Source organism: Zoogloea sp., assembly GCF_041911615.1.
Lineage (GTDB): Bacteria > Pseudomonadota > Gammaproteobacteria > Burkholderiales > Rhodocyclaceae > Zoogloea.
This window is the reverse complement of record NZ_JAYROR010000144.1, coordinates 32415-58296: the sequence shown is the minus strand read 5'-3', so window position 1 is coordinate 58296 and position 25882 is coordinate 32415. Positions and strand designations below refer to the sequence as shown.

25 protein-coding genes are annotated in these 25882 nt (G+C 70.2%); 11 read left to right on the top strand and 14 right to left on the bottom strand.

What is annotated here, in order from left to right; translation table 11 throughout:
- Window positions 1-129: 129 nt before the first annotated feature.
- The 5 genes from ACE3P2_RS19505 to ACE3P2_RS19485 are packed head-to-tail and all read left to right on the top strand — an operon-like array spanning window position 130 to window position 4213.
- The gene (locus ACE3P2_RS19505) at window positions 130-768 is read left to right on the top strand and encodes a paraquat-inducible protein A (RefSeq protein ID WP_374267590.1); all 639 of its coding nucleotides are present in this window, start codon (window positions 130-132) and stop codon (window positions 766-768) included.
- Between the two features lie 41 nt (window positions 769-809).
- Window positions 810-1439: a paraquat-inducible protein A gene (locus tag ACE3P2_RS19500; RefSeq protein ID WP_374267592.1), complete on the top strand. Its 630-nt coding sequence runs from the start codon at window positions 810-812 to the stop codon at window positions 1437-1439.
- Entirely contained in the window at window positions 1432-3084 is a 1653-nt protein-coding gene (locus ACE3P2_RS19495; protein WP_374267588.1) for an intermembrane transport protein PqiB, read from the top strand. Before ACE3P2_RS19500 ends, ACE3P2_RS19495 begins: the two co-directional genes overlap by 8 nt.
- Window positions 3081-3626: a DUF3617 family protein gene (locus tag ACE3P2_RS19490; protein WP_374267586.1), complete on the top strand. Its 546-nt coding sequence runs from the start codon at window positions 3081-3083 to the stop codon at window positions 3624-3626. The genes ACE3P2_RS19495 and ACE3P2_RS19490 overlap by 4 nt, the downstream gene beginning before the upstream one ends.
- Window positions 3627-3631: 5 nt before the next feature.
- On the top strand, window positions 3632-4213 hold the full coding sequence (locus ACE3P2_RS19485) for a membrane integrity-associated transporter subunit PqiC (RefSeq protein WP_374267584.1): 582 nt from the start codon (window positions 3632-3634) through the stop codon (window positions 4211-4213).
- 20 nt (window positions 4214-4233) lie between these two features.
- Here the strand turns inward: ACE3P2_RS19485 and asnB are convergent, their stop codons facing one another.
- From asnB to fabI, 4 genes are all read right to left on the bottom strand, one after another.
- Window positions 4234-6060 (bottom strand): asparagine synthase (glutamine-hydrolyzing), encoded by a 1827-nt coding sequence (gene asnB / locus ACE3P2_RS19480; RefSeq protein ID WP_374267582.1) that lies wholly within the window; start codon window positions 6058-6060, stop codon window positions 4234-4236.
- A 65-nt stretch (window positions 6061-6125) separates the two neighbouring features.
- Window positions 6126-7316, bottom strand: coding sequence for a CynX/NimT family MFS transporter (locus tag ACE3P2_RS19475; protein ID WP_374267580.1), 1191 nt, complete (start codon window positions 7314-7316; stop codon window positions 6126-6128).
- A 110-nt stretch (window positions 7317-7426) separates the two neighbouring features.
- On the bottom strand, window positions 7427-8020 hold the full coding sequence (locus ACE3P2_RS19470; protein ID WP_374267578.1) for a hypothetical protein: 594 nt from the start codon (window positions 8018-8020) through the stop codon (window positions 7427-7429).
- 16 nt (window positions 8021-8036) lie between these two features.
- Window positions 8037-8816 carry an enoyl-ACP reductase FabI gene (gene fabI, locus ACE3P2_RS19465; protein WP_374267576.1) on the bottom strand — a complete coding sequence of 260 codons (780 nt, stop codon included), beginning with the start codon at window positions 8814-8816 and terminating at the stop codon, window positions 8037-8039.
- A gap of 134 nt (window positions 8817-8950) precedes the next feature.
- Between fabI and ACE3P2_RS19460 the strand changes: the two genes are divergently transcribed.
- Window positions 8951-9466 carry an HAD domain-containing protein gene (locus tag ACE3P2_RS19460; RefSeq protein WP_374267574.1) on the top strand — a complete coding sequence of 172 codons (516 nt, stop codon included), beginning with the start codon at window positions 8951-8953 and terminating at the stop codon, window positions 9464-9466.
- A gap of 66 nt (window positions 9467-9532) precedes the next feature.
- Here ACE3P2_RS19460 and ACE3P2_RS19455 read toward each other — a convergent pair whose 3' ends face one another.
- From ACE3P2_RS19455 to ACE3P2_RS19440, 4 genes are all read right to left on the bottom strand, one after another.
- Window positions 9533-10513, bottom strand: coding sequence for a serine/threonine protein kinase (locus ACE3P2_RS19455; protein WP_374267572.1), 981 nt, complete (start codon window positions 10511-10513; stop codon window positions 9533-9535).
- Complete coding sequence (locus ACE3P2_RS19450) at window positions 10510-11274, bottom strand: TerC family protein (protein ID WP_374267570.1); 765 nt, start codon at window positions 11272-11274, stop codon at window positions 10510-10512. Before ACE3P2_RS19450 ends, ACE3P2_RS19455 begins: the two co-directional genes overlap by 4 nt.
- Before the next feature lie 171 nt (window positions 11275-11445).
- Window positions 11446-14502, bottom strand: a complete 3057-nt coding sequence (locus tag ACE3P2_RS19445) for an EAL domain-containing protein (protein ID WP_374267568.1) — start codon at window positions 14500-14502, stop codon at window positions 11446-11448.
- 149 nt (window positions 14503-14651) lie between these two features.
- Entirely contained in the window at window positions 14652-15935 is a 1284-nt protein-coding gene (locus ACE3P2_RS19440; RefSeq protein WP_374267566.1) for an NnrS family protein, read from the bottom strand.
- Window positions 15936-16040: 105 nt separating this feature from the next.
- Here ACE3P2_RS19440 and ACE3P2_RS19435 point away from each other — a divergent pair, with 105 nt between their 5' ends.
- The gene (locus ACE3P2_RS19435) at window positions 16041-16733 is read left to right on the top strand and encodes a Crp/Fnr family transcriptional regulator (protein WP_374267564.1); all 693 of its coding nucleotides are present in this window, start codon (window positions 16041-16043) and stop codon (window positions 16731-16733) included.
- Between the two features lie 13 nt (window positions 16734-16746).
- On the opposite strand, the gene ACE3P2_RS19430 is transcribed toward ACE3P2_RS19435, so the two are convergent.
- On the bottom strand, window positions 16747-16986 hold the full coding sequence (locus tag ACE3P2_RS19430; protein WP_374267562.1) for a DUF2249 domain-containing protein: 240 nt from the start codon (window positions 16984-16986) through the stop codon (window positions 16747-16749).
- A gap of 173 nt (window positions 16987-17159) precedes the next feature.
- On the opposite strand from ACE3P2_RS19430, the gene ACE3P2_RS19425 reads away from it, so the two are divergent.
- Window positions 17160-17516: a hypothetical protein gene (locus ACE3P2_RS19425; RefSeq protein ID WP_374267560.1), complete on the top strand. Its 357-nt coding sequence runs from the start codon at window positions 17160-17162 to the stop codon at window positions 17514-17516.
- A gap of 15 nt (window positions 17517-17531) precedes the next feature.
- On the opposite strand, the gene ACE3P2_RS19420 is transcribed toward ACE3P2_RS19425, so the two are convergent.
- The 3 genes from ACE3P2_RS19420 to ACE3P2_RS19410 form a co-directional block, all read right to left on the bottom strand.
- Entirely contained in the window at window positions 17532-19094 is a 1563-nt protein-coding gene (locus ACE3P2_RS19420) for a cytochrome D1 domain-containing protein (RefSeq protein ID WP_374267558.1), read from the bottom strand.
- Window positions 19095-19153: 59 nt separating this feature from the next.
- Window positions 19154-20350, bottom strand: coding sequence for a heme d1 biosynthesis radical SAM protein NirJ (gene nirJ, locus ACE3P2_RS19415; RefSeq protein ID WP_374267556.1), 1197 nt, complete (start codon window positions 20348-20350; stop codon window positions 19154-19156).
- 66 nt (window positions 20351-20416) lie between these two features.
- Window positions 20417-20728, bottom strand: coding sequence for a hypothetical protein (locus ACE3P2_RS19410; protein WP_374267554.1), 312 nt, complete (start codon window positions 20726-20728; stop codon window positions 20417-20419).
- Between the two features lie 143 nt (window positions 20729-20871).
- On the opposite strand from ACE3P2_RS19410, the gene ACE3P2_RS19405 reads away from it, so the two are divergent.
- The gene (locus tag ACE3P2_RS19405) at window positions 20872-22083 is read left to right on the top strand and encodes an aminotransferase class I/II-fold pyridoxal phosphate-dependent enzyme (RefSeq protein WP_374267552.1); all 1212 of its coding nucleotides are present in this window, start codon (window positions 20872-20874) and stop codon (window positions 22081-22083) included.
- 16 nt (window positions 22084-22099) lie between these two features.
- On the opposite strand, the gene ACE3P2_RS19400 is transcribed toward ACE3P2_RS19405, so the two are convergent.
- On the bottom strand, window positions 22100-22570 hold the full coding sequence (locus ACE3P2_RS19400) for a CreA family protein (protein ID WP_374267550.1): 471 nt from the start codon (window positions 22568-22570) through the stop codon (window positions 22100-22102).
- 87 nt (window positions 22571-22657) lie between these two features.
- On the opposite strand from ACE3P2_RS19400, the gene ACE3P2_RS19395 reads away from it, so the two are divergent.
- On the top strand, window positions 22658-24301 hold the full coding sequence (locus ACE3P2_RS19395; protein WP_374267548.1) for an ATP-binding domain-containing protein: 1644 nt from the start codon (window positions 22658-22660) through the stop codon (window positions 24299-24301).
- 22 nt (window positions 24302-24323) lie between these two features.
- Window positions 24324-24749, top strand: coding sequence for a gamma-glutamylcyclotransferase family protein (locus tag ACE3P2_RS19390; RefSeq protein WP_374267546.1), 426 nt, complete (start codon window positions 24324-24326; stop codon window positions 24747-24749).
- A 51-nt stretch (window positions 24750-24800) separates the two neighbouring features.
- Here the strand turns inward: ACE3P2_RS19390 and ACE3P2_RS19385 are convergent, their stop codons facing one another.
- The gene (locus ACE3P2_RS19385; protein ID WP_374267544.1) at window positions 24801-25709 is read right to left on the bottom strand and encodes a PEP-CTERM sorting domain-containing protein; all 909 of its coding nucleotides are present in this window, start codon (window positions 25707-25709) and stop codon (window positions 24801-24803) included.
- Window positions 25710-25882 lie beyond the last annotated feature (173 nt).

The window sequence follows — 25882 nt, the reverse complement described above, 5'->3', positions numbered from 1 at the left end:
GCCGAAGGGCGCTGACCCGCCGCCGGGCCCACCCGGCACCGCGCCGGACCCGGGCACCACGAGACGGCTTGCGCCGCATCGTGGCGCGCCGCACAATAGGCCGTCATTTTGCCCGGCCACCCCGTTCCGATGCCCGCGCCCGAAGCGCATCCCCGCCTGCCCGCCGCGCCGATCGCCTGCCACGAGTGCGATCTGCTGCAGTCCGAGCCGCCCCTCGCCCCTGGCGAGACGGCCCGGTGCGCCCGTTGTGGCGCGCTGCTGGCACGCAACCCGCCCGACAGCCTGGACCGCAGCCTGGCCCTGTCATGCACCGCCGCGATCCTCTACGTGATCGCCAACGTCTATCCGCTGGTCGGCCTCGAGATGCAGGGTCAGCGGGTGGACGTGACCCTGCTCGGCGCGCTGCGCATCCTGTGGCATGACGGCATGGGCCCGGTGGCCGCGCTGGTGGGCGTCACCACGCTGCTGTTTCCGCTGCTCGAACTGGCGATGATCCTCGTCGTGCTGGTGCCGCTGCGCACCGGCCGGGTATCGCCGCGGCTCGCGCCGTTCTTCCGGCTGGTGCGCTCGGTGCGGCCGTGGGGCATGGTCGAGGTCTTCCTGCTGGGCATGCTGGTGTCGCTGGTCAAGCTGTCGCACCTGGCCACCGTGATCCTCGGCACCGCTTTCTGGGCGATGGCGGCGCTGATCGTCGTGCTGACCCTCGCCGGACGCGCCTTCGACAGCCGCCTGGTGTGGCAGACGCCATGCGCCGGAACCCGCCCGTGAGCCCCGCGCCGCGCCCCCTCACCGCCCGCGAGGCCGGTCTGATGAGCTGCCACGTGTGCGGCCAGCTCGCCCGCCCGCCCGCCGGCCACGGCCTGGTGCGTTGCCCGCGCTGCCGCGCCCCGCTGCACATGCGCAAGCCCGCCAGCCTCGCCGCCACCTGGGCGCTGGTGATCGCCGCGGCCATCCTCTACGTGCCCGCCAACCTGCTGCCGATGATGCGCACCGCCTCGCTGCTGGGCAGCCAGGACGACACCATCCTGAGCGGGGTGATCTTCCTGTGGCAGTCCGGCTCGTGGCCGCTGGCCGCGGTGGTGTTCTTCGCCAGCGTGATGGTGCCGCTGCTCAAGATCATCGCGCTGTTCTACCTCGCCGCGTCGGTGCAGCGCCGTTCGCGCAAGAACATGCTGCAACGCACCCGGCTGTACCGGATGGTGGAGTTCGTCGGCCGCTGGTCGATGCTCGACATCTACGTCATCACCCTGCTGGTGGCGCTGGTGCAGTTCCACGGCCTCGCCACCATCCAGGCCGGGCCGGCGGCGGTGGCCTTCGGCGCGGTAGTGGTGCTGACGATGTTCGCCGCGATGTGCTTCGACCCCCGCCTGATCTGGGACCCCCTCGCCGACCCGGCGCCCGCCTCCGACCCCGCTCCTTCCGCCGCCGACCATGCCTGATCCGATCTCCCCCCCGCCGGACGCCGCGCCGCTGCCCACCGCCCACGTCGAGGCGCCTCACCGCTTCCGCATTCCGCTGGTGTGGATCATTCCGCTGGTGGCGCTGCTGATCGGCCTGTTCCTCGCCGCCCGCAGCTACTACGAGCAGGGCCCGACGATCACCATCGCCTTCAAGACCGGCGAAGGCCTCGAGCCGGGCAAGACGCGCATCAAGTACAAGGACGTGGAGGTGGGCCAGATCAGCGCCGTGGCGCTCTCGGACGACGGCACCCACGTGGTCGCCACCGCGCTGATGGCCCGCGAGGCCGCCCGCCTGCTCAAGGACGACACCCGCTTCTGGGTGGTCAGCGCACGGGTCTCGGGCAGCTCCGTGTCGGGCCTGGGCACGCTGCTGTCGGGCGCCTACGTGGGCCTCGACGTCGGCAAGTCCGACGAGGACCGGCGCGATTTCGTCGCCCTCGACGCCGCGCCGGCGGTCACCTTCGACGTGCCCGGCCAGTCCTTCGTGCTGCAGGCCGAGACCCTCGGCTCCATCGCCGCCGGCACGCCGATCTACTTCCGGCGCATCGAGGCCGGCCAGGTCACCGGCTTCAAGCTCGACGAGACCGGCAAGCGGCTCGACGTGCAGATCTTCATCAAATCGCCCTACGACCGCTTCGTCACCACCAACAGCCGCTTCTGGAACGCCGGCGGCGTGGACGTCAAGATCGGCGCCGACGGCGTGCAGGTGAACACCGAATCCTTCGCGGCGATCATGGCCGGCGGCATCGCCTTCCAGACGCCCGACGACGGCCCCGACCAGCCCGCGCCGCGCGGCCAGGCCTTCCGCCTGTTCGCCACCCGCGCCGAAGCCCTCAAGCAGCCTCACACCGAGGTGCTCACCGTCGCGCTGCGCTTCACCGAGTCGGTGCGCGGGCTGTCGGTGGGGGCGCCGGTGGATTTCCGCGGCATCCAGATCGGCGAAGTCAGCGCCATCACGCCCGACTTCCACCCCCGGAGCACCGACCTCGGGCTGATCGTCGAGGCCCAGATCTACCCCGGCCGCATGCGCGCCCACGCCTCGCCCGACAACACCACCTATTTCGGCAAGGACGTCCACGACAAGAACTTCCGCGCCTTCGTCGATCAGCTCATCGGCAACGGTCTGCGCGGCCAGCTGCGCAGCGGCAACCTCGTCACCGGCCAGCTCTACGTGGCCCTCGACTTCTTCCCCGGCACCAAGCCCGCCCGCGCCGACTGGAGCCAGCAGCCGCCCCAGCTGCCCACCCAGCGTGGCAGCCTCGACGAACTGCAGACCACCCTGCTGCGCATCGTCAACCGCCTCGACAAACTGCCCCTCGAGGACATCGGACGCGACACCCACAAGGCCATCGCCGGCCTCGGCCGCACCGTCGACGAAGCCGAGCGCCTGCTCAAGCGCCTCGACGGTCTGGCCGGCGGCGAAGTACGCGACACCGTCAGCGAAGCGCGGGTCGCCATCGCCGACGCCCGCAAACTGCTTGCCAGCGACGCACCGCTGCAGCAGGACCTGCGCGCCAGCCTGCAGGAACTCGCCCGGGCCGCCCAGGCCCTGCGCCACCTCGCCGACACCCTCGACCGCAACCCCGAGGCGCTGCTGCGCGGCAAGCCCGAGGAGAAACCATGACCGCCGCCATCCCCTTGCGCCACCTCGCCGCCCTGCTGGCGCTGGCCGCCCCACCCCTCGCCCATCCGGCCGAGGCCGAAATCCGCCCCGGCCTGTGGGAGTTCCGCTCGACGCGCCTCAACGTCGCGGGCCTGCCCGACCTGTCGGGGCAGATGGCGCGGCTCCAGCAACAACTCGGCAACCTGCCCCCCGACACCCAGCGCATGCTGCGCCAGCAAATGGCCGCGCGCGGCCTGCAGCTCGGCAGCGACGGCACGGTGCGCAGTTGCGTCACCCCCGAGATGGCCCGGCAGGACGCCGTCTACGCCGGCCGGACCGACGGCCACTGCGTGCTCGCCAGCGTCGAGCGCAGCGCCAACACCGTGCGCGGCCGGCTCGACTGCAGCCAGCCCCGCGGCAGCGCCGACTTCGACACCCAGGTCCACAGCCCCGAGCACATGACCACCCGGGTCCAGATGCACGCTGCCCAGGGCGAGGTACAGATGGAAACCGACGCCCGCTGGATTGCCGCCCAGTGCCCCGCCCCCCGCCCGCAACCATGACCGCCATGAAACCCGCTCTCGTCCTCGCCCTGTCCGTGGCCCTCGTCGCCGGTCTCGGCGCCTGCAGCTCGCCGCCGATCCGTTATTACAGCCTCGGCCCGCTGGCGCCGCCGCCGGCCATGCCGGCAACGACCGCCGCCGGGGCCAGCCTGGTGGTCGGCCCGGTGGGCATGCCCGCCACCGTCGACCGCCTGTATCTGGTGCGCCTGCAAGACGGCGCCCGCGCCGAGGTGTCGGAATCCCACCGCTGGGCGGCGCCCCTCAAGACCGAGCTGGCCCGCCGGGTCGCCGTCGAGCTGGCCCGCCGCACGCCTTATGTCCGCGCCGTGGCGTGGCCGCAGGCGAGCATCGCCGAACCGGCGCTGACCCTGCCGATCGACGTGCAGCGTTTCGAGGCGGAAGGTTTCGAGCGGGTCACCCTCGAAGCGGTGTGGACCTTGCGCCAGGCCGGCCGCGACGTGACGAGCCGGCGCTTCGTGGCCAGCGAGGCGGTCACCGAACCGGGCTGGGACGGCCTCGCCGCCGCCCACGGCCGTCTGGTGGACGCCCTGGCGGCCGACATCGCGGCACGGCTACCGGCGCCCTGAGCCCGGCCCGCGCCCCGGGGTCAGCGCAGGTAGTCCAGCGGATCTTCCGCCAGCGCCGGCTGGCGACCGCCCTGCTCCACGAAGATGCGATGCCAGATCGCGAAATGGAGCAGGCCCCAGATGTGCTCGGTGTGGGCGTTCGTTCGGGCGTGGGCGGCGAACATCGCACGGATGCCCGCCGGGTCGAACCACTGGGCCATCGCCGGGCTGGCGGCCAGCAGCGGACCGAGACGGGCCAGGAAATCCGCCGACAGCATCGTGCCGATGGGCACGTGAAAGCCCTTCTTCACCTGGAACAGGTGGTCGTGGGGCACGTACTGCAGGCCCCACTGACGCAGGAAATGCTTGCCGATCTTGCCGCGCACCTTGAGCGCGTCGGGCAACGCCAGCCCGAATTCGACGATGCGGTGATCCAGATACGGCACCCGGCCTTCCACGCCGAAGGCCATCAGGCTGCGGTCCACCTTGACCAGCAGGTTGTCGGGCAGCGCGGTGACGAGATCGTTGTGCTGGGCTTTCTGCAGTGCGCTCCAGCTGCGCGGGGCGGCGCGCCAGGCGTCGATCTGGGGCTGGCGGAAGCCGCCGGCGGCGGCCCTGAGCGCCGGCGCGAAGACCTGCCGGATCAGCCCGCGCGGCCAGCGCCCCTGGGTGCGGAATCCGCCGGAGCCCGGCGCCACCAGGTTGGCCGCCCAGCGCTGGATGGCCAGCTTGCGGTAGCGCGCGTAGCCGGCGAACACCTCGTCGCCGCCCTCGCCGGTGAACACCACTTTCAGCGACTGGCGGGTGCGCTCGGCGAGCATCGAGGTGGGCAGCACGGCGTAGTCGCGCATCAGCTCGTCGGTGCTCCAGATGGCGTGGGGAATGCGCGCCAGCAGCGCCTCGGGGGTGATCTCCAGCGACGTGTGACGGGTGCCGAAGCGCCGGGCGATCGTTTGCGCGGCATCGAGCTCGTTGCGCTGGCGATCCACCGAATACCCCACCGAGAAGCTCTCGATGGCCTGGCCGTGCATCCGGGTGAGCAGCGCGCACAGCAGGCTCGAATCCACGCCGCCCGACAGGAACAGGCCGAAGGGCACGTCGGCGCGCATGTGCTCGGTCATCACTTGTTCCATCAGCGCCGAGAAGCGCCGTTCGGCCTCGGGCTGGTCCATCTTCTCCGGCTGGACGTCGGTGAGCGACCACCAGCGCTGGCGGGTGATCGTCAGATCGTAGTCGATGCTGAGCGCGACGCCCGGCGGCACCCGGCGGATGCCCGCGAAGGCGGTGTCCTCGCCGCCCTGGAATTCGTGCTCGAGAAACTGCGCCACCGCGTCCGGATTGACCGCCGGCACCGCGTCGAGCAACGCCAGCACGGCCTTGAGTTCCGAGCCGAAAGCCACGAAACCGGGCTGAACGCTGTAGTAGAGCGGCTTGATGCCGAGCCGGTCGCGAGCCAGGACGACCCGCCGCCGCCCCGGCTCGTGGATCGCCAGGGCGAACATGCCGTTGAGACGCTTGAAGCCGTCGATGCCTTCCGCGAATAAAACCTGCAACGCGGATTCCGAATCGGAATGGGTGAGCGGGGTGTAGCCGTTGCGGGCGATGAAGGGATCGCGCAGCTCGACGTAGTTGTAGATCTCGCCATTGACCACGCCCGAGAGGCGGCCGTCGGGGGTGGCGATCGGCTGATGGCCGCCGGCCAGATCGATGATCGACAGGCGGGTATGCACGAAGCCGACCTGGCCTTCGAGGGCGATGCCGGCGTCGTCCGGGCCCCGGTGGTGCAGCGCGGCGGCGGCGGCGTCGAGGCGCGCGCGCTGGAGCGGCGTGAGGGGAGCGGAGGCGATGATTCCGGCAATGCCGCACATGGGCTGGTCCTATCGGGCGAAAACGGCGAGGCCGGAGTATACGCCGCGCCGCCGCCGGCTGGCCGTCAGGCGTGGCGGCGGAACTGGATGCCCCGCGCCAGGATCAACCCCAGCACGCAGGCGAGCCCGGTCACCGCCCAGGTCCACTGCCAGCCGCCCACCGCGCCGGCCACCCAGGCCACCAGCGGCGGACCGACGAAGGAGCCGGTGGACGAGCACTGCTGCATCCAGCCGACGGTGGTGGACACCGTGCGCTCGCTGGGCGCCACGTGCACCGCCACCGAGAACAGGGTGGCCGGAATCAGCCCGCCGAGCGCCGAGAACATCAGCACCGCGAGGTAGCGCAGCACCGGCGCGTCCTCGCTGACGGGACCGAAGGCCAGCGCGGCACCGACGGCCATCGCGACGAAGCCGGCGTAGATCAGGTGGCGGGCGCAGACGCCCCGGTGGAGCAGGCGACCGGCGGCGATGTTGCCGGTGACGTTGGCCAGCGAGGCCAGCGCGGTGAGCGCGCCGGCGAGCTGGCCACCGAGCCCGGCCTGGGCGTAGATCGACGGCAGGAAGCCGATCACCGCCAGCCACTGGCCGGCGTAGAGCAGGAAGATCAGCGCGACCCGCCACGGGCCGGCGCAGGACAGGGTGAGGCGCAGGCGCTGCCACCAGGTGTCCGGCGCGGCAGCGGCCGGCGCGCCCGTCCGGCGGTCGGCGGGCACGGCGACGGCGATCCACGCGGCCATCAGCGCCGAGACGCCCGCGAGCAGCATCCACCAGCCCGGCCAGCCGAGGGCCGCGATCACCGCCGGGCCGGCCAGCAGCGCGACCGAGGTTCCGCTGGCCATGTAGGTGCCCCAGAAGCCCAGGTATACCGCCAGCCGGGCCGGCGGCACGAGCTGGCGGATCAAACTCGGCGCCGACAGGGCGACGAGCAGGAAGCCGAGCCCTTCGAGGCCGCGCAAGGCGAGCAGCTCGGCCGGCGCACGGGCCCACGCGCCAGCCAGGCTGGCGAGCGCCAGCAACAGCTGCCCGCCGAGCATCGCGCGCCGAAAACCGAGGCCGTCGGCCGCCACGCCGATCAGCACGCCCAGCGACATGCCGGCGAGCTGGACCAGCGACAGCAGGAAGCCCGCTTCGAGCAGGGTGACGCCGAGGGCGCCGCGCAACACCGGAATGGCGGGGGGCATCTTGCCGATGTGAAGGGCGGCGACCATGCCCGAGAGGATCACAACGGCCGCGGCGGTCACACGGGGAGCGTTCATGGCGGGTCTCCCGCCCGGGGGCGGACGCATTGGGGAGCGCCGAGTTTACGTGATTTTTGTAGTAATGCGCGGCACCGAAAAATGCCGTCGCGCTGCGCGGAGGGCCCGCTTCAGGGCAGGAAGACCGGATCGGACAGCACCAGGGTGCCGTCGGGGCGCATCATCAGGTTGTGGGGGTTGAGGATGTCCGGCTGGATCGGGTATTCCTCGATGAAGTCGGACAGCGCCGAGATGGCCTCGACGAGGCTGGCGGGCAGGCCCGGCGGCGGGTCCTGGGCGATGTGGTAAAGCGCCAGGCGGCCCCGGTTCACACCCAGGTTGGCCCATTTCTCGCAGCCTTCCCAGTAGGCGTGGGACAGACTGCGGGCCAGCGCCTCGGCTTCGCCGGACACCGGCAGCAGGCGCTCGATCTCGAGCAGGCGGAACGAATAGCCGTTGCTGGCCTTGCCGACCACGCCATGATCGGCGAACAGCCGTGGAAAGTGGATGCCGGTGGGACGGTCGTCGGCGGCGAGGTAGAAGTAATCGGCCGGCGAACTGACGACCTTGAAGACGCGGTCGCCGCGCCCGCCGTCGAGGACGATGGAAGATTCCCCCCGCCCGATCTCGATGCAGCCGGCGAGCAGGGGGTGGGCCGGTACCGGATCGGGGAGGCAGGCGACTTCCGTCACCTGTTCCGGCGAGGCGGCGGGCGGGTCGATCATCGCGGATCGACGGGGGTCATCCGATGATGTTGTAGCCAGCATCCACGAAGTGTACGCCGCCGGACATGTTCCGGCCAGCGTCGGAGATCAGGAACGCGGCCAGCGCGCCCACGTCTTCCGGGGTGACCAGACGGTGCAGCGGCGAGCGGTCGACCGCGGCGGCCATCAGGCCGTCGAAACCGGCGATGCCGGAGGCGGCGCGGGTCATCAGCGGGCCCGGGGAGATGGCGTTGACGCGGATGTTCTTGGCGCCGAGCTCGAAGGCCATGTAACGGGTGGCGGCTTCGAGGGCGGCCTTGCACAGGCCCATCACGCCGTAGTTGGCGATGACCTTCTCGCTGCCCAGGTAAGTCATGGTGATCAGCGAACCGCCGCCGGCCTTCTCGAGCAGCGGCTCGGCCTTGCGGGCGAGGCGCACGAAGGAGTGGGTGGAGACGTCCATCGCCAGGGCGAAGCCGTCGGCGGAGGTGTCCACCACGCGGCCGTGGAGGTCGTCGCGCTTGGCGAAGGCCATGGAGTGGATCGCGAAGTCGAGCTTGCCGTACTTGGCGTCGATCCGGGCGAAGACTTCATCCATGGTCTCGGGCTTGGTGACGTCGAGCAGCAGCACGTCGTCGATGCCCAGACGGCTGACGATGGGCTCGATGAAGGCCAGGGTCTTCTCGTTCTGGTAGGTGATGACGACCTTGGCGCCGGCCTCGATACAGGCTTCGGCGACGCCGGTCGAGATGGACTTTTCATTGGCGATGCCGGTGATCAGACCTACCTTGCCTTCGAGATTGATGATCGGTTTCATAGGAGACTCCATGGGGTCGATAAAAAATTACTGCACTGCAACAATCACAAACCGTAGAATGATCCACGCTGACTGTTACGTATACTTTTTTCTTAACGGTAAGTTTCCGGAATTCCTCAATCGATAATGTTGCGATGCATCAAAAAACAGCCGAAAACCCACCAGGCTCGGGTGTGATCCCGGTCTACGTGTTCCTCGATTTCGACGGGGTGACCCACCCGTGGCGCGAGGCGGAGGATTTTCGCTGTCTGCCGGTCCTGGAAGCGGTGCTGCGCGACTACCCGGAGACGCGGGTGGTGATCGCCTCGGACTGGCGCACGCTGTTCTCGCTGCCCAAGCTGCGGGCGCGGTTCTCCGAGGACATCCAGCCGCGGGTGATCGACACCACGCCGGCGATCTTCCCGCGCAACCCCAACGAGCTGTACGGCCTGCGCGAGCGCGAGGCGCGCCAGTGGCTGGCGGCCAAGGCGCCGGGCGCCGAGTGGCTGGCCATCGACGACGCGCCGGGCAACTGGCCGACGCGTCCACGGCTGGTGCTGACCGATTTCAAACAGGGTTTCACCGACGAGGACGCCGGACGCATGCGCCGTCTGCTCGACGCCTTTCGCGCCGGCGACCGCGTGGCGCCGGAGGCCGAGCCGGCCGCCTGATCCCCGCCGCGTCGCGCTTTCCGCCCGGGGCGACGTGCAGTCGCCCCGTTTGCATTGGGCGGCGCCTCAGAACTGCCGCGCGAGCGGCGATTCGTCCATCAGCGCGATCTGCTCGCGCAGGGCCAGGATCATGTCCTGCCAGTAGCGCGGGCTGTCGAACCAGCCGAAAGCCGCCGGAAAAGCCGGGTCGTCCCAGCGCCGGGCAATCCACCCGGCGTAGTGGATGAGGCGCAGGGTGCGCAGGGCTTCCACCAGATGCAGGCTGGCCGGGTTGAACTCGGCGAACTGCTCGTAGCCTTCCAGCACGTGATCGAGCTGACGGGCCATCGCCGGGGCGTCGCCGGAGAGCAGCATCCACAGATCCTGCACCGCCGGGCCGCTGCGGGCATCGTCGAAATCCACGAAATGCGGGCCGGCGTCGGTCCACAGCACGTTGCCGCCGTGCACGTCGCCGTGCAGTCGGATCGACGGTTGATCGCCGGCGCGCGAGAAGCAGCGGCGCACGCCGTCCAGCGCCTGATCCACCACCGAGCGCCAGGTCTCGCGGAGCTCGGGCGGGATGAAGGCGCTGGCGAGGAGCTCATCACGCGGTTCTTCGCCGAAGCTGTGGATCGTCAGCGACGGGCGATGCACGAAGGGCGTCTTCGCGCCGATGGCGTGGATGCGGCCGAGGAAGCGGCCGAGCCAGCCGAGCACCGCCGGGTCGTCGAGCTCCGGCGCGCGGCCGCCGCGGCGCGGAAACAGCGCGATCCGGAAGCCTTCGTGGTGGTGCAGCGTCCGCCCGCCCACCGCCACCGCCGGCACCGCGGGGATCTCGGCCTCGGCCAGTTCGGCGAGGAAGGCGTGCTCCTCGAGGATCGCCGCGTCGCTCCACCGGCCGGGGCGATAGAACTTGGCGATCAGCGGCTGGGCGTCGTCGATGCCGACCTGATAGACGCGGTTCTCGTAGCTGTTGAGGGTGAGCAGGCGGCCGTCGCAGACGAGCCCGGTGGACTCGACCGCCGACAGCACGAAATCCGGCGTCAGCGGCCCGAAGGGCGCCGTCACCGCTTGCCACCCTCGCGCACGTAGGGCTCGTGGAGCTTGACCGGCGCGGTCTTGGCGGCATGGCGGCTGCGCATGCGCAGGTTGAGCATCTCGACCAGCACCGAGAAGGCCATCGCCGAGTAGATGTAGCCCTTGGGCACGTGGTGGCCGAAGGCGTCGGCCATCAGCACCACGCCGATCACCATCAGGAACGAAAGGGCCAGCATCTTCACGGTGGGGTGTCGCGACACGAAGTCGCCGATGGGGCCGGAGGCAACCATCATCAGGCCCACCGAGGCGACCACCGCGGCCATCATGACCGGCAGGTTATTGACCATGCCGATGGCGGTGATGATCGAATCGAGCGAGAACACGATGTCGATCAGGATGATCTGCACGATCACCGCGCCGAAGGTGGCCTTGACGGCGCTGGAGGCCTCGCCCTCCTCGCCTTCCATCAGCTGGTGCACCTCCTGGGTGCTCTTCCACACCAGGAACAGGCCGCCGCCCAGCAGGATCAGGTCGCGGCCGGAGAAGCCGTGGCCCAGCACGGTGACGAGAGGCTCGGTCATGCCGGCCATCCACGACAGCGCCGCCAGCAGCGCGAGGCGCATGAACATCGCCAGGAACAGGCCGAGCCGGCGGGCGAAGGCGCGCTTCTCGGCGGGCAGCTTGTCCACCAGGATGGAGATGAAGATCACGTTGTCGATGCCCAGCACCAGCTCGAGGGCGGTGAGGGTGAAGAAGGCGATCAGCAGTTGCGGGTCGGTCAGGAATTCCATGTTTGCTTCGAGGGTTATGACGGGATGCGCGCCCGCCTCGGCGGCCACGCGGAACGCATGGTCGCACGAAACGGGGCGGATTGCGGACGCGGGCGCGGTGCTACGGCGCCCGCCGGGCGCGGATTTTGCGTTCCGTCACCCGGGCGGCGGCGGAACGCAACTGGCCGGGGCTCAGTGGCGGGTGGCGTAGGCGCGCATCCAGCGCTGCATGCGCGCGGCGGGCATCGGGCGGGCGATGCCGTGGCCCTGCACCAGATGACAGCCCAGCTTGAGCAGGGCCTGGCGGTGACGGGGCGTCTCGACGCCCTCGGCGATCACCTCGCGGCGGAAGGCGGTGGCGAGGCCGATCATGCCCTGCACGGTGGCGAGGTCGTCCTCGTCGTCGAGCATGTTGTGGATGATCGAGCGGTCGATCTTGATGCTGCGCACCGGCAGCTTGCGCAGGCTGCTCATGGCGCCGAAACCGGTACCGAAGTCGTCGATCGCGAAGCTGACGCCCAGGTCGTTGCAGGTGGCCATGATGCGGGCGATGCCGGAGACGTCCTCGAGGGTGGCCGCTTCGAGCACCTCGAGCTGCAGCAGGCCGGGGTCGAGCGCCGGATGGGCGACGAGCACGGCGCGCAGGTGAGGCACGAAATCGGGGTGCATCAGGTGGCGGGCCGAAATGTTGACGCTCATCCGCGTGGCAAGCCCGGCGGCGCGCCAGGCTTCGAGCTGGGCGACGGCGGTGGACAGCACCCACTTGCCAAGCTCGATCTCGAAGCGCGACTCGCTCACCGTGGGCAGGAACTCGCCCGGCAGGCGCAGGCCGAGCTCGGGGTGCTTCCAGCGGATCAGCGCCTCGACGCCGGACAGCTGGTTGGTGAGGGCGTCCACCTTGGGCTGGTAATGCAGTTCCAGCTCGCCGTGGTAGAGCGCGGACTCGACGCGGGTCTGGGCGTCGCGCTGGGCGCGCATCCTGCGGTCACGCTCCGGGTCGAAGAGATGGAAGCCGTTGCGGCCGGATTGCTTGGCGAGATACATGGCCTGGTCGGCGTGGGCGAGCAGGGTGTCCGGGTCGGACCCGTCGAGGGGGCACAGGGTCACGCCGATGCTGGCAGTGACGCGGATCTCGTGGCCGTCGACGAAGGCCGGTTCGGCGATGCTGGCGAGCAGGCGGTTGAACACCTGCTGACATTCGTCGGCGTGTTCGAGACCGTTGTAGATCAGCGCGAACTCGTCGCCGCCCATCCGCGCGACGGTGTCGCCGGCGCGGGTGGAGGCCTGCAGACGCCGCGCCACTTCCACCAGCAGGCGGTCGCCGACGTGGTGGCCGAGGCGGTCGTTCACCGGCTTGAAGCCGTCCAGGTCGAGGTAGGCGACGGCAGCCAGGGTGCCGTTGCGTTCGGCCTGGGCCAGCGCCATGCGCATCCGGTCGGCCAGCAGGCTGCGGTTGGGCAGCTGGGTGAGGGCGTCGTGGTAGGCCAGGTGTTCGAGCCGGCGCTGGTTTTCCTTGAGGTCGGTGATGTCGGAGAACAGGCCGACGTAATGGGTGGTCTTGCCGGCCTCGTTGCGCACCGCCGAGATGTTGCCGAGCTGGGCGTAGAACTCGCCGTTCTTCTTGCGGCTCCAGGTCTCGCCCTGCCAGACGCCGTCGCGCAAGAGCGCGGCCCACATTTTCTCGTAGTAGGCCGGCTCGTGCAGGCCGGAGCGCAGCAGGCGGCTGTGCTGGCCGATGACTTCGTCGCGGGTGTAGCCGGTGAGGGCGCAGAAGCTGTCGTTGACCTCGAGGATGCGCGCCTCCGGGTCGGTGATGATGATGCTCTCGTGGGCGTGGCGGAAGACGCTGGCGGTCAGGCGCAGGTAGTCCTCGGCGGCGACCCGGCTGGTGACGTCGTTGAGGGTGCCGGAGGTGCCGATCAGCGCGTTGTCGGCATCGACGATGGCGCGGGCGAACAGGTCGACCCAGCGGTAGCTGCCGTCGCGGCAGCGCACGCGCAGGGTGGCGCTGCAGTGGTCGCGGGTGCGCTCGACCAGCGGCATCAGCGCCTCGCGGCGGGCGGACACGTCGTCGGGGTGAAGGAACTCGAGGAAGCTGTGGCCGATGGATTCGTCCACCGGGTGGCCGGTGATCTCGCTCCAGGCCGGGTTGAGGAGCTGCCAGCGGCCGCGGGCGTCGGTCTGGAAGATGACCTCGCGGACGCTGTCGAAGACCTGCTGGTATCGGATCTGGCTTTCGAGCAGGGCCTGGGTGGTGGTGCGCATCGCGCTGATGTCGGCGATGCTGCCGACCATCCGCCGCGGGCGGCCGTCCTGGTCGTAGTCCACCACGTCGCCACGGTCGCGCACCCACATGTAGTGGCCGTCGGCGTGGCGCAGACGGTATTCGCAGACGTAGGTGCCGTGGCCGTCGAGGCAGGCGTCGAGGGCGGCACTGACGCGGTCGCGGTCCTCCTCGTGGATCAGGGCCAGCAGCGCGTCGGAGGCGTGGTTGAGCCACAGGTCGTCGAGGCCCAGCATCGCGCACCAGTGGCGGTTGTGGCTGATCCGCTCGCTGACGAGGTTGCGGTCCCAGATGCCTTCGCCGATGGTGGCCAGCACGTCGGCGAGCTTCTTGCGGCTGCGCTGGGCGGCGCGCTGCTCGCGCATCCGTTCGGTGACGTCGCAGGTCACCCCGACGGTGCCGACGATCTCGCCGTGGCGACCGCGGGCCGGTGCGGTGTAGGTCTCGAGCCAGATCGCGTCGGCGCCCTCGCCGCGCTGCTCGATCCAGGTGCGCGGCTGCCCGGCGACGATCACCGCGGCGTCTTCGGCGCGATGGGCGTCGGCCCGCTCGCGGGGCCACAGGTCGAGGTCGGTGCGGCCGATCACGTCCTGCGGCGAAGCGCGGCCGCAGGCCTCGGCGAAGCTGCGATTGACGACGAGATAGACGCCGTCGCTGCGCTTCAACCACATGCGCAGCGGCAGGCCGTCGATCAGGATGTCGGCGCCGACCGCGCTGGCCGCGTCGGGCGCCTCGCTGTCCAGCTCGAGCGCCGAGATCGGCGTGGCGGCGGGCAGCCCGGCCTGCCAGGCCTTGAGCAGCGTGGCCGCGCCGAGGAACTTGGGCGCCGGCCCGGCATCGTCGATAGCCACCGCGGCGAGTCCACCGGTGAGCAGACAGGAAAGGGCGTCGATCAACGTGCTGTCCGGCGACAGGCGCTGGCTGGCGGGCTCCGGCAGGGCCGGCGTGGGCTTGGCTGGCATCATCCTGATATATCAGTACTTGCTGTTTTCCCCATGGTGCATGGGAAGCGGGGGATTGCAAAGGAAGGATGTCCTGTCGCCGGGCGACGAAAGTCACGCTCCGCCCCGGAACGGGGGGCGGAGGGTGACAAATCACCGCAGTCGGGTGGCGCTCAGCCGGGACGGCCGTCGGCGCGGCGGGCCAGGTAAATCGGCACCAGCCGCGCCATCCACGGCGCGAACACGGCCAGCCAGCCGAGCGCCGCGATCGCCAGCAGCGCGGTCTGCGCCGCCGGCAGCAGATCGGCCAGCACCCGCGCGGCGGCCACCCCGTGCAGACCCAGGGCGAGCCGCCAGGTGAGCCCGTCGGCCACCAGCGGTCGACCGGAATGGCCGAGGGTGACGCGGGACACCATCGCCACCGTCATCGTGGCGAAGTAGCCCACCGCCAGCGCGTGCAGCGGCGCCAGCCCGAACGCCTCGACACCGGCGACGTGGCACAGCCCCTGCAGCGCCGCCAGCAGCCAGGCGATGCCGAGCCACAGGAAGCCCAGGTGGAGCATCGCCAGCAGGCGCACCGCGAAACTGCGCCGCAGCTGCCACTTCCAGCTCAACCACAGGGCGGTGGCGGCCGCCGCCAGATCGGTGGGCCAGGCCCACGCCTCGTGGCCCGCCATCGCCGCGAGGCCGTGGGCCACGCTGGCGCCGAGCAGCACCCGCAGCGCCCAGTCGGGGCGGACTGGCTCGTAACGGGGCAAGGCGGAGCTGGAAAAGAACGGAATCATGCGGTGGCTGACCACCATGAACAGCGGCGCCAGCAGCCACCACACGCCGGCCGTCAGGCCGATCCGCGCAGCCAGCGGCGCCCCGGCGAGATCGAAGACCAGCCACGCCACCAGCCCCGCCGCGCCGGCCGCCAGCGCCAGCCACGCCGCGCCCGAATGCAGCCATGGCTTGCCGGCCCGGAAGGCGACCGGGAACAGCACCCGCAAACCGCCCAGCCAACCCGCCAGAACCAGCGCGAGCCCCAGCCCCCGCAGCGTCGCCGAAGCGGCGACGAGCCCCAGGTCGAACACCAGCCAGCCGGCGACCAGCGCCGCCCACGGGGCGCGTGCCGCGTCGCCGGCGGTGTCGGACATGCCTTGCCAGCGGGGCATCGCCGTCATCAGGAAACCGAACACGAAGAACGGGAAGATGCCGTAGGCCGCCCACAGCCCATGCACCCAGGCCGGCGGCCACGGCCACGCGGGGCCGGCGAAGGCGCCGGCACGGGCCAGCAGTTCCCAGGCCCAGGGCGCGAAGGCGAGCACCGTCTGGACCACCCCGGCGAGGAACATCGGGCGATGCGGTGCGGCGAACAGGATCGCCCCCCGCGACGGCGGCGGCGCGTCGGGCGCGGGGCGCCGGGGCTCGGTGGGCTGGAGCGGGCGGGTCTGGAGCGGGATCGGCTTTTCCATGATGCCTTGGGGGTTATCGGCCATTCGGGGCGGGGATCGCTGCGGGGCGCCCGCCCGGGGTTAGAATCGGGGACGGGCACGTTGCCCGCGTTGAAAGACCTGCCGATGACCACCGACAAGATCGACATTCCCGGCCTGCTGAGCCGTATGCCCCTGTTCGGCGCCCTGGCGCCCGAAGACCTTGCCCAGATCGCCGCCGCCACCCGCGAGAAGCGCCTCCAGAAAGGCGAGCGGCTGTTCCAGCGGGGCGAGCATCCGAAGGGCTTCTTCCTCGTCGTGTGGGGGCAGATCAAGCTGGCGTTCACGTCGGCCCAGGGCAACGAGAAGGTCGTCGAGATCCTCGGGCCGTTGCAGAGCTTCGGCGAGGCGGTGATGTTCCTCGATCAGCCCTATCCGGTGCTGGGCGAGGCGCTGGCCGACACGCTGCTGCTGCACATCGGCTCGGCGGCGGTGTTCGAGCAGATCGAGCAGGACCCGCGCTTCGCCCGCAAGCTGCTGGCGGGCATGTCGATCCGCCTGCACTCGATGGTGCGCGACGTGGAATCCTATGCGCTGCGTTCGTCCACCCAGCGGGTCATCGGCTACCTGCTGCAACTGGCCGAGAGCGCGCCCTGCGCGCCCGGCGGTCGCCACGAGGTCGAACTGCCGACCAGCAAGCAGGTGATCGCCTCGCGCCTGAGCCTGACGCCCGAGACCCTGTCGCGAATCTTCCACGAACTCTCCGATGCGGGCCTGATCTCGGTCCAGGGCAAGCACATCGTGATCCACGATGCGGCCCGCCTGTCCGATCACGACTGAACGCCGGGCCGTCTCAGGCGGCCGCCGCGTGGCGGATGTGAACGTGAAATTCGCCATCGCCGGTGGTTTCGGTGCGATGGGTGAAGCCGTTGCGGCGCAGGATGTCGTAGAGCGGCCCGGGCTCGCGGTAGAGCTTCAGGATCACCTCACCGCCGGGCGGCAGGATGTCGAGGGCTTCGAGGGTCAGGTTGAGCGGCTCGGGCGGCATCAGGCCGCGGGCGTCGACGATCACGGGGTTGGGACTGGCGGTCATGGGTTCTCTCTCCGGGTGGGGCACAAAGTCGTCGTACGAACGGCAGATTGGCCCATGTGCCGGCGGTTCACCTTGAGCGCGGTCAAGGGCGCGAACGGCTGGCGTGCGGCAGGTCTCATGCGGCAGCCCGGATTGGGTGATAAATTCGCGCCCATGCCGAATGAGATCCAATCGTGAAGGAAGGCTCCGCCCTGCTCGCCGCCCTGTTCCTGGCGGCTGGAATCGCCTATTGGTCGGACCACTTCCGCCTGTCCGACGGGCAGGCGACGCCGCCGACGGAGGGCCCGTTTCCCTACCAGCACCCGCTCGCCCACGCCCAGAGCCCGGCCGCAGCGCCAGCCGCGCCCGAGCGCCTCGAGGTTCACGCCGCGGCCGACGCCACCGACAAGGCCGCGCTGTGCACCGAACTGCTCGAGGTGATCCAGGACGTGGACGCCGCGCTGCTCCACCCCCAGTCGCCCGCGTCGGCCGAACAACTGGTCACGCGCCGCCGCGCCTACGTCGAGAAGCGGATGGCACTGGGGTGCTGAGGCCGTGCCCCGCGCTCAGTGGCTGGTGCCTTCCGAGCGCTGGATCTTGTTGAAGAGGTTGTACTTGCCGATGGGCTTGCTCGCCGGCAGGCGCTTGATCTCCTTGAAGGTGTTGGCGTCGAGGAAGATCAGCGCGCCGTCCTTCTCCATCAGGCTGGCGATCACGTAGCGGCCGTAGCGGTCGAACTCGATGTGGGCGAAGGTCTTGCCCGGCTCCGGACGGATCTGCGCCACCACCTTGAGCTGCTGCTTGTCGATGACCTGCAGGGTGTCCTTCGCCGTCGGGCTCATCATCGAATCGACCCAGGCGTGGGGGCTGTTCTCGTGGCTGCGCAGGAAGAAGCCCGGGCCCAGCGTGGGGATCGTCGCCAGCGTCTGCCAGTTCTGCATGTCGATCACGCTCACCTGGGCGTCCTTGAGGTTGGTGCTGGCCACCACCCGGCGGCCGTCGCGCAGCCAGGAGATGCCCGAGCCCAGGTGCGGCATACCGGGCAGGTCCAGCGCGGCGATGGGGCGGCGCACGTCCAGGTTGACCACTTGCCCGCGCCCCTCGCGGCTGGCACCCACCACGTTGGCGTAGTCCTGGGTGAAGAAGAAGTCGTCCAGCGGCATCTCCAGCACGGTGCGGCGCGGGTTGAGGTAGCCTGGCGTGGCGATGGATTCGCCCATCTTGTAGTCGTGCACATAGCCGTCGTGGAAGGGCTTCGCAGCCGGGTCGTAGGACACTTCCCAGATTTCCGGGAGATCCTTCAGGCCCACCACGAAGCTCTTCCTCGGCGCGGCGTCATACACCGCCGAGATGCGCGAGCTGGCGTCGCCTTTGAGATTGCGGCCGTCGATCAGCTTGAGCAGCTTGAGGTCCGCGTCGAAGATCGCCAGGTTGCCCGGCAGGTAGTTGGCCACCGCCACGAAGCGGCCGTCGCTCGACACCGCGGCGTTGCGGGTGTTTAGGCCGGCGCGCACCTCGGCGACGACCTTCAGGTTCCAGATGTCGAACTTGGTCACCCAGCCGTCCCGCGAGGCGAAGAACACGTAGCGGCCGTCCGGCGTGAACTTCGGCCCGCCGTGCAGCGCGTAGCGCGACGGGAAGCGGAAGATGCGCTCCATGCGGTCGCCGTCGAGCACGCTGACGTGATGGTCGCCGGCCTCGACGACGATGAAGAGGTTCATCGGGTCGGCCTTGGCCACGTCGCCCTGGCGGGCATCCGGCAGGCTGCCCGGCGGATAGGGCTCGACGCGGGAGGCGCGGATGTCGGCCTCGCTCCAGCTGGGCGCGGGGCTCACCGGCGAGTAGATCCAGCCCGCCAGCGCCTCGATCTCGTCGGGCTTGAGGGTCTGGCCGAAGGCCGGCATCTGGGTGGCGGCGCGGCCTTCGCGGATGGTGGCGACGGCGTCCTTGCGCTTGAGGCGTTCGAGGCTCTCGGGCAGCAGCGCCGGGCCCATCGCGCCGAGGCGGCCGACGCCGTGGCAGGCGAGGCAGTGCTGGGTGTACAGCGCCGGGGCGTCGGCAGCGAGCCCGTCACCGCAGGCGAGCGCGCCGAGGGCGGCCAGGGCCAAAGTCGAAATCAGGCGTTTCATCGCGATTCCTTGCGGGGGCGAATCCGGTCGCCCACCAGGCGTTGAATGTCGGGGCCGGATCAGGCGGCCGGTTGCAGGCGCACCCAGGGCTTCACTTCCAGCCGCGCCGCGTCGTCGGCGACGCCGATCTCGGCGTTGTCCAGGTAGCAGCCCGGGTCTTCCTGCCACGGGTCGCCGGTGAGCTGCTGGGCGCGCACGCGGGTGTTGCCGTTGCAGATGGCGAGGTAGCGGCAGTCGGCGCAGCGGCCGGTCACCGGGCGCGGCGACTGCTTGAGGCCGGCCATCAGCGGGTCGGACACGTCGGTCCAGATGTCGCCGAACGTGCGCTCGCGCACGTTGCCCAGGGTGTGGTGCCACCACATGGTGTCGGGGTGGACGTTGCCCAGGTTGTCGATGTTGGCGACGTTCACGCCGCTCGAGTTGCCGCCCCACTGCATTAGCTTCGCCTCGATGTGGGCGGCGTGCTCGGGGAAACGGCGGCGCACCCACTGCAGGAAGTACGGGCCGTCGGCGTCGTTGTTGCCGGTGGTGAAATCGCGGGTCAGGCCGCGCGCCTCGTAGTTCCAGGCGGTGTCGAAGAGCAGCTCCATCGCGTCCCGCGTGAGGCGGTGGCGGGCGTCGTCGGCGCGGTTCTTGTTGCCGCGACCGGCGTAGTTGAGGTGCGAGAAGTAGAAGCGGTCGATGCCCTCGTCCTCGACCAGCTGCAGCACGCCGGGCAGGTCGGACGCGTTGTCCTGGGTCATGGTGTAGCGCACGCCCACCTTGACGCCCAGTTCGCGGCAGCGGCGCAGGCCGGCCAGTGAACGGTCGAAGGCACCGTCGAGGCGGCGGAATTTGTCGTGGGTCTCGCGGATGCCGTCGAGGCTGATGCCCACGTAGTCGAAGTCGGCCTCGGCGATGCGGTCGATGTTGGTCTCGTCGATCAGCGTGCCGTTGGACGACAGGCCCACGTAGAAGCCCATCGCCTTGGCGCGGCCGGCGATCTCGAAGATGTCGGGGCGGAGCAGCGGCTCGCCGCCGGAGAGGATCAGCACCGGCACCCGGAAGGCCTTGAGGTCGTCCATGGTCCGGAAGACCTCGTCGGTGGACAGCTCTCCGGCGAATTCCTTGTCGGCGGAAATCGAGTAGCAGTGCTTGCAGGTGAGGTTGCAGCGGCGGATCAGGTTCCAGATCACCACCGGGCCGGGCGGATTGCGCTTGGGCCCGAGGGGCGTGGGCGCGGCGATTTCGCGAAGATAGGCGGATATGCGGAACATGATGGGGTCTCCCGGTGGGCTCGCGCCATTGTCACCGCCCGCGGGGCCGGCAAACCTTGACGGGTATCAACGGGGCGGAACAGTCGCCGCGGCACCCCATTCGTCGACAAACTGGGCGCGAAAATCCCGCAGCCATTGCAGCCGCGCTTCGCCCAGGCGACGGGCGGCGGCGGTATTCATGGTGGCCGGCAGGGTGGAGAGCTTGACCTCGATGTGGTCGAGGGCGAAGGCCTTGTCGTGGAGCGGCCGCCCGGCCCCCAGCGGATCGGCGCTGTGGGCGCGCTGCAGGTGCTGAAGGTCGTGGGCTGCGTCGGTGGTGGAGGTGGCGGCGGCCAGCGCGGCGAGGCGGCTCGGCCAGGGGCTGTCGGAAGCGGTCATGGGCGTCGAAGCAGGCGAAGGGCAGGCGTCGGACGGCGCGACAGGCGCAAGTCTGGAGCAAGGAAAACGCCAAGTCGATGACAGTCTCGCTCGCTAGGATTCGCGACTTTCGCCGAGGAGTCGCCCGCGAGGGCGAGCGTGTCATGAAGGAATTCAAGGAAATCGCCGAGTGGATCGAAGCGCGGGGCGCCGTGCATGAGATTCCGCGGGTCGAGTCGCTGCCCCAGCCGGGCTTCCGGATGGACGGCGCGGACCACGTTTCGTTCAGCACCAACAATTACCTGGGCTTGTCGAGCCACCCGCGGATGATCGCCGCGGCGCGCACCGGGCTCGAACGCTACGGCGTCGGTAACTGCGAGTCGCGGCTACTCGGCGGCGACCTGGACATCTACGACCAGCTCGAGCAGAAGCTCGCCGCGATGAAGGGCAAGGACACCGCGCTGCTGTTCGCCACCGGCTACCTCACCAACCTCGGCGTGCTCTCGTCGCTGGTCAAGGCGGGCCAGTTCGCGCGCATCTACGGCTACCGCGCGCGCAACCGCCACAGCTACGCCTTTTTCACCGACGAGTACAACCACGTGAGCATCCGCGAGGGCATCCGCCTCTCCGGCGCCGACCGCCTCACCTACCGCCACCTTGACCTCGACCACCTGGACAGCCTGCTCGCCGGCTCGTCCGCCACCAGCAAGGTGATCGTCACCGACGGCGTCTTCAGCCAGGACGGCGACATCGCGCCGCTGCCCGACCTGCTGGCCGTGGCCGAGCGCCACGACGCGATGGTCTACGTGGACGACGCCCACGGCACCGGCGTGCTGGGCGCCAGCGGCGGCGGCATCACCGAGCACTTCGGTCTGCACGACGAACGGCTCATCTGCATGGGCACGCTCAGCAAGGCCTACGGCGCGATCGGCGGCTTCGTCGCCACCGACCGCCACATCGGCGAGCTGCTGCGCCTCACCTGCTCGGCCTACGGTTTCACCTCCACGCTGCCGCCCGACCAGGTGTACGCGGTAAGCGAGGCCATCGACATCGTCGCCGACGAGCCGGCCCGTCGCCAGCGCCTGTGGGACAACCAGCGCTACTTCGTCGCGGCGATGCGCGACCTGCCCTACCGCCTGGTCTCCACCACCACCCCCATCGTGCCGGTGCTGATCGGCGACGAGGCGCGCACCGACCACCTCTCGGCGCTGCTGCGCGAGGCCGGGCTGCACGTGGACAGCGTCAAGTTCCCGGCGGTGGCGCGCAATCAGGGCCGCCTGCGGGTGATCCTCAATGCCGGCCACACCCGCGCGCAGATCGACCGGCTGGTCGGCGTGTTCCGCGACAACCAGGATCGCTTCCTGGCCGCCGCCTGAAGCGCGAGGGCGCCGCTCAGCGCCCGCCCCACGGCATGATCGGCACCGTCGAGATGCTGTTGGCCGGCGCGCCGTCGATCAGCTTGCGGCTGATCGCGACATAGACCAGCGTGTTGTTGGCCTTGTCGAACATGCGCACGATGCGCGTCTCCTTGAACACCAGCGAGGTGTCCTCCGAGAACACCACCTCGTTGTCGGGCAGCTTGGCCGGCAGGGTGATCGGCCCGGTCTGACGGCAGGCCAGCGAGAACTGCGACGGGTCCTGGGCCAGACCCAGGCTGCCCGATACGCCGCCGGTGCGGGCCTGGCTCACATGGCAGGTCACGCCGGGCACCTTGGCGTCGTGAAAGGCTTCGACGCAGACCTTGTGGTTGGCGCCGATCAGCTTCCAGGTGGTGGTCACGCAGCCCACCTCGTCGGCGGTGGCGGGCAGGGGGTGGAGAACGGCGCCGGCAGCGAGGGCGGCGACAAGCAGGTGGGTACGCATCGGGGGCTTCCTTTCTGACAGAATGGGGCATCCGGTTGCCCGGACGTCATCCGGGCCACGCTACCACAATCCGCCCCGCGATTCCCCATGGCCATCGTTCACCCCGCAGGCTGGCGCGAGCTGGCCGCCACCGGCGCCGCCCAGCGCGAGATCGAAACCCTCGCCCAGCTGGCCGACGGCCTGCCCGACAGCTACACCGTGTTCCACGGCGTGCACTGGACACGGGTGCAGCAGGGCAGCCTCGCCATCGTCGGCGAGATCGACTTCGCGGTGGTCGGCCCCACCGGACGGCTGATGCTGATCGAACAGAAATCCGGCCTGCTCGCCGAGACCGCCGCCGGGCTCACCCTGCGCGGCAAGAAGGAAACCCGGGTCGCGGTGCAGCTCGCCCAGGCCCGCGACGCCCTCGCCGCGCGCCTGCAGGCCGCCTGCGGCGAGGCCCCGGTCGAGGTGGACGCGCTGCTGTTCTGCCCCGACTACACCGTGCGCTCGCCGGGCACCGCCGGACTCGATCCGGCGCGCATCGTCGATGCGCCGCAACGGGCCCGGCTGGCCGCCGTGGTGCGCGGCATCCTGCCCGCCGACGGCCCGCGGCTGGCCAGCCGCGCCCGCGTCGAACGCTTTCTCGGCGACGTGCTGGAACTGGTGCCGGAGGTGCAGGCAGTGGTCGGCGAGGCCCACGCGCTGTACACCCGCCTCTCCGGCGGGCTGGCCGAATGGGCCCGGCGCATCGACTTCGCGCCCTTCCGCCTGCGGGTGATCGGCACCGCCGGCTCGGGCAAGACCCAGCTGGCGATGGCCGCCTACCGCGACGCCCTCGCCGCCGGCCGCCAGCCGCTGTACGTCTGCTACAACCGCCCGCTGGCCGACCACATCGCGCTGATCGCTCCGCCCGGCGGCAGCGTGCTCACCTACCACCAGCTCGCCGACCGGGTGAGCCGCGCCCAGGGCGACAAGCCCGACTTCCGCCGCCCGGACGCCTTCGCCCACCTCGAGGCCGCCCTCGACGCCCACACGCCCAGGGATGCGGAGCGGGTGGACGAACTCATCATCGACGAAGGCCAGGATTTCGAGCCCGGCTGGGCCCGCAACCTCCTGCGCCTCCTGCGCCCCGGCGGCCGCGTCTGGTGGCTCGAAGACCCGCTGCAGAACCTCTACGGCCGCGCCCCGGTCGAGCTGCCCGGCTGGGTCAACCTCCACGCCGACACCAACTACCGCAGCCCGCGCGACATCCTCGACGGCCTGCGCAGGCTGCTGCCGGGGCAACCGGTCGAGGCCGGCAGCCCGCTCACCGGCAGCGGCGTCGAGCTGTTCAGCTATCGCGGCCCGGACGCGCTCGCCAGCGCCAGTCTGCACGCCCTCACCCGCGCCGTCGGACTCGGCTTCAAGCGCAACCACATTGCCCTGATCACCTTTCGCGGCCGCGAGCACTCGGCGCTCACCCCGCTCACCCGGCTCGGCCCCTTTCCGCTGCGCGCGCCCACCGGCCGCTACGATCTGCTCGGCAACCCGGAACTCACCGACGGCGACATCCTCATCGACTCGGTACACCGCTTCAAAGGCCGCGCCGCGCCCTGCGTGGTGCTCACCGAGATCGACTTCGCCGAGCTGGACGAGCGCACCGTGCGCCGCCTCTTCGTCGGCGCCACCCGCGCCACCCTCAAGCTGATCCTCGTCGCCAGCGAACGCGCCGCCGCGGTGCTGCGCGAACGCCTCGACCTGCCCGTCTGACCCTCACCGCCCGGAGCCCGCCATGCCCGATCACTGCTTCACCTACGGCTCGCTGATGTGCGCGGACATCATGCACCGCGTCTGCGCTGCCCGCCCGTCCGCACAACCGGCCCGCCTCGACGGCTACCGCCGCCACCCGGTCGTCGGCGAGGCCTATCCGGGCATGGTGCCGGCCCCCGACGCCCAGGTGGACGGCATGCTCTACCTCGACCTGCCCGCCGCCGCGTGGCCCCGCCTCGACGCCTTCGAGGGCAGCGAATACACCCGCGAGACGGTCGAGGTGACCCTCGCCGACGGCCGCCGCGTCGCCGCCTGGACTTACGTCTTCAAGCCCGCCTGCGTGGCGCGCCTGGGGCCCGGCGAATGGGATTTCGCGCGCTTCCTGGCCACCGGCAAGGCCCGCTTCACCGGCCAGTACCTCGGCTTCGGGCAACTCGACGCACCATGAAAAACGGCGGCCCGCAGGCCGCCGCGCCATCCGGGCGAATCCCTCGCCCCGTCAGGCCTTGCGCCGACGGGCACCGAGGGCGCCCAGACCAGCCACCAGCAGCGCCAGCGAACCCGGCTCCGGCACCGTGCCGGTACCCGGATTGGTGGGGTCGACCACCGGGTTGTAGCTGCCGTCGAACACCCAGCGGCGGATGTCGTGGTCGGCCGTCGCGGCCCCGGTGCCGGACGTGAAGCCGATGAAGGCGTCGGTGGTGCCCAGTAACTGCACCAGATCGACCGAATAGGTCATCAAGGCGGTGGCCGGACGGGTGTCGTTGAGCGCCAGGCGAACCTCGAGGGTGTCGGTGGCGCCGTTGTAATCCACCCAGGCGTGGAAGATCGAACCGCTGTCGAGCTGGGCCGGCAAGGTGTCGGCGCGCACCACCGAACAGACGCTGCCGCTCAGGTCGATACCGGCGTGGTTGTCGTTGTTGCCGTCGCAGCTGCCGTTGTTCCAGTTGTCGAACTCCACGCCGATGCTCGGGGCAAGGCCGTCGTAGCCGATCCCGCCGCCCCCGCCGCCGGCGGTGTTCGCAACCGTCTGCACCGTGAACACGATGCCGTCGGCGCCGCCACCGCCCTGGTTGGTGAACTGGAACTCGAAGTAGCTGCTGAACGACGCGTCGGAAGCCAGCGAAAAGGGATTGGTCAGGAAGGCGCTGCCCGACTGGCCGTAGTCGTTGGTGAGGCGCAGCACCCGCTGGTCGCCGACGTTCGGGCCGATGACGCCCGCGCCGCCGGTGTTGATGGTCTTGGTGACGCCGTTGAGGGTGAAGTCGGCGAGGCTGTTGAAGTTCTGCATGTTCACCAGCGCCGCCTGGGCCGGGGCGGCGGCGCAGACAAGACCGGCGACGGCCAGCGCGGCGAACGGACGACGCAGGCCGATACGGGACTGCGGATTGCGGATCGTGCTTGACATGATAGTGCTCCCCTGATGAATCCCCGCGCGCGTCCGGCGGTGGTCGTCATGGAGGTAAGCACAAGGCGTGCCGTCGCCAGAAATATGGCTATGTCCTTGATCGGGCGGAATTTGCCCAGAATGGCCGGGATCGTTGCAGGATGCCGTTTCCCGATTTTTCAAAGTCGGACTTC

What these genes read in the sequence shown, in the direction of transcription:
- ACE3P2_RS19390 (WP_374267546.1), top strand. Translation starts at nt 24,324, where the DNA reads ATGCCCGATCACTGCTTCACCTACGGCTCGCTGATGTGCGCGGACATC.
- ACE3P2_RS19400 (WP_374267550.1), bottom strand. Translation starts at nt 22,570, where the DNA reads ATGCGTACCCACCTGCTTGTCGCCGCCCTCGCTGCCGGCGCCGTTCTC.
- ACE3P2_RS19490 (WP_374267586.1), top strand. Translation starts at nt 3,081, where the DNA reads ATGACCGCCGCCATCCCCTTGCGCCACCTCGCCGCCCTGCTGGCGCTG.
- ACE3P2_RS19485 (WP_374267584.1), top strand. Translation starts at nt 3,632, where the DNA reads ATGAAACCCGCTCTCGTCCTCGCCCTGTCCGTGGCCCTCGTCGCCGGT.
- ACE3P2_RS19495 (WP_374267588.1), top strand. Translation starts at nt 1,432, where the DNA reads ATGCCTGATCCGATCTCCCCCCCGCCGGACGCCGCGCCGCTGCCCACC.
- nirJ (WP_374267556.1), bottom strand. Translation starts at nt 20,350, where the DNA reads ATGTTCCGCATATCCGCCTATCTTCGCGAAATCGCCGCGCCCACGCCC.
- ACE3P2_RS19445 (WP_374267568.1), bottom strand. Translation starts at nt 14,502, where the DNA reads ATGATGCCAGCCAAGCCCACGCCGGCCCTGCCGGAGCCCGCCAGCCAG.
- ACE3P2_RS19470 (WP_374267578.1), bottom strand. Translation starts at nt 8,020, where the DNA reads ATGATCGACCCGCCCGCCGCCTCGCCGGAACAGGTGACGGAAGTCGCC.
- ACE3P2_RS19420 (WP_374267558.1), bottom strand. Translation starts at nt 19,094, where the DNA reads ATGAAACGCCTGATTTCGACTTTGGCCCTGGCCGCCCTCGGCGCGCTC.
- ACE3P2_RS19450 (WP_374267570.1), bottom strand. Translation starts at nt 11,274, where the DNA reads ATGGAATTCCTGACCGACCCGCAACTGCTGATCGCCTTCTTCACCCTC.
- ACE3P2_RS19475 (WP_374267580.1), bottom strand. Translation starts at nt 7,316, where the DNA reads ATGAACGCTCCCCGTGTGACCGCCGCGGCCGTTGTGATCCTCTCGGGC.
- ACE3P2_RS19460 (WP_374267574.1), top strand. Translation starts at nt 8,951, where the DNA reads ATGCATCAAAAAACAGCCGAAAACCCACCAGGCTCGGGTGTGATCCCG.
- ACE3P2_RS19505 (WP_374267590.1), top strand. Translation starts at nt 130, where the DNA reads ATGCCCGCGCCCGAAGCGCATCCCCGCCTGCCCGCCGCGCCGATCGCC.
- ACE3P2_RS19440 (WP_374267566.1), bottom strand. Translation starts at nt 15,935, where the DNA reads ATGGAAAAGCCGATCCCGCTCCAGACCCGCCCGCTCCAGCCCACCGAG.
- ACE3P2_RS19410 (WP_374267554.1), bottom strand. Translation starts at nt 20,728, where the DNA reads ATGACCGCTTCCGACAGCCCCTGGCCGAGCCGCCTCGCCGCGCTGGCC.
- ACE3P2_RS19435 (WP_374267564.1), top strand. Translation starts at nt 16,041, where the DNA reads ATGACCACCGACAAGATCGACATTCCCGGCCTGCTGAGCCGTATGCCC.
- ACE3P2_RS19385 (WP_374267544.1), bottom strand. Translation starts at nt 25,709, where the DNA reads ATGTCAAGCACGATCCGCAATCCGCAGTCCCGTATCGGCCTGCGTCGT.
- ACE3P2_RS19395 (WP_374267548.1), top strand. Translation starts at nt 22,658, where the DNA reads ATGGCCATCGTTCACCCCGCAGGCTGGCGCGAGCTGGCCGCCACCGGC.
- ACE3P2_RS19500 (WP_374267592.1), top strand. Translation starts at nt 810, where the DNA reads ATGAGCTGCCACGTGTGCGGCCAGCTCGCCCGCCCGCCCGCCGGCCAC.
- asnB (WP_374267582.1), bottom strand. Translation starts at nt 6,060, where the DNA reads ATGTGCGGCATTGCCGGAATCATCGCCTCCGCTCCCCTCACGCCGCTC.
- ACE3P2_RS19405 (WP_374267552.1), top strand. Translation starts at nt 20,872, where the DNA reads ATGAAGGAATTCAAGGAAATCGCCGAGTGGATCGAAGCGCGGGGCGCC.
- ACE3P2_RS19430 (WP_374267562.1), bottom strand. Translation starts at nt 16,986, where the DNA reads ATGACCGCCAGTCCCAACCCCGTGATCGTCGACGCCCGCGGCCTGATG.
- fabI (WP_374267576.1), bottom strand. Translation starts at nt 8,816, where the DNA reads ATGAAACCGATCATCAATCTCGAAGGCAAGGTAGGTCTGATCACCGGC.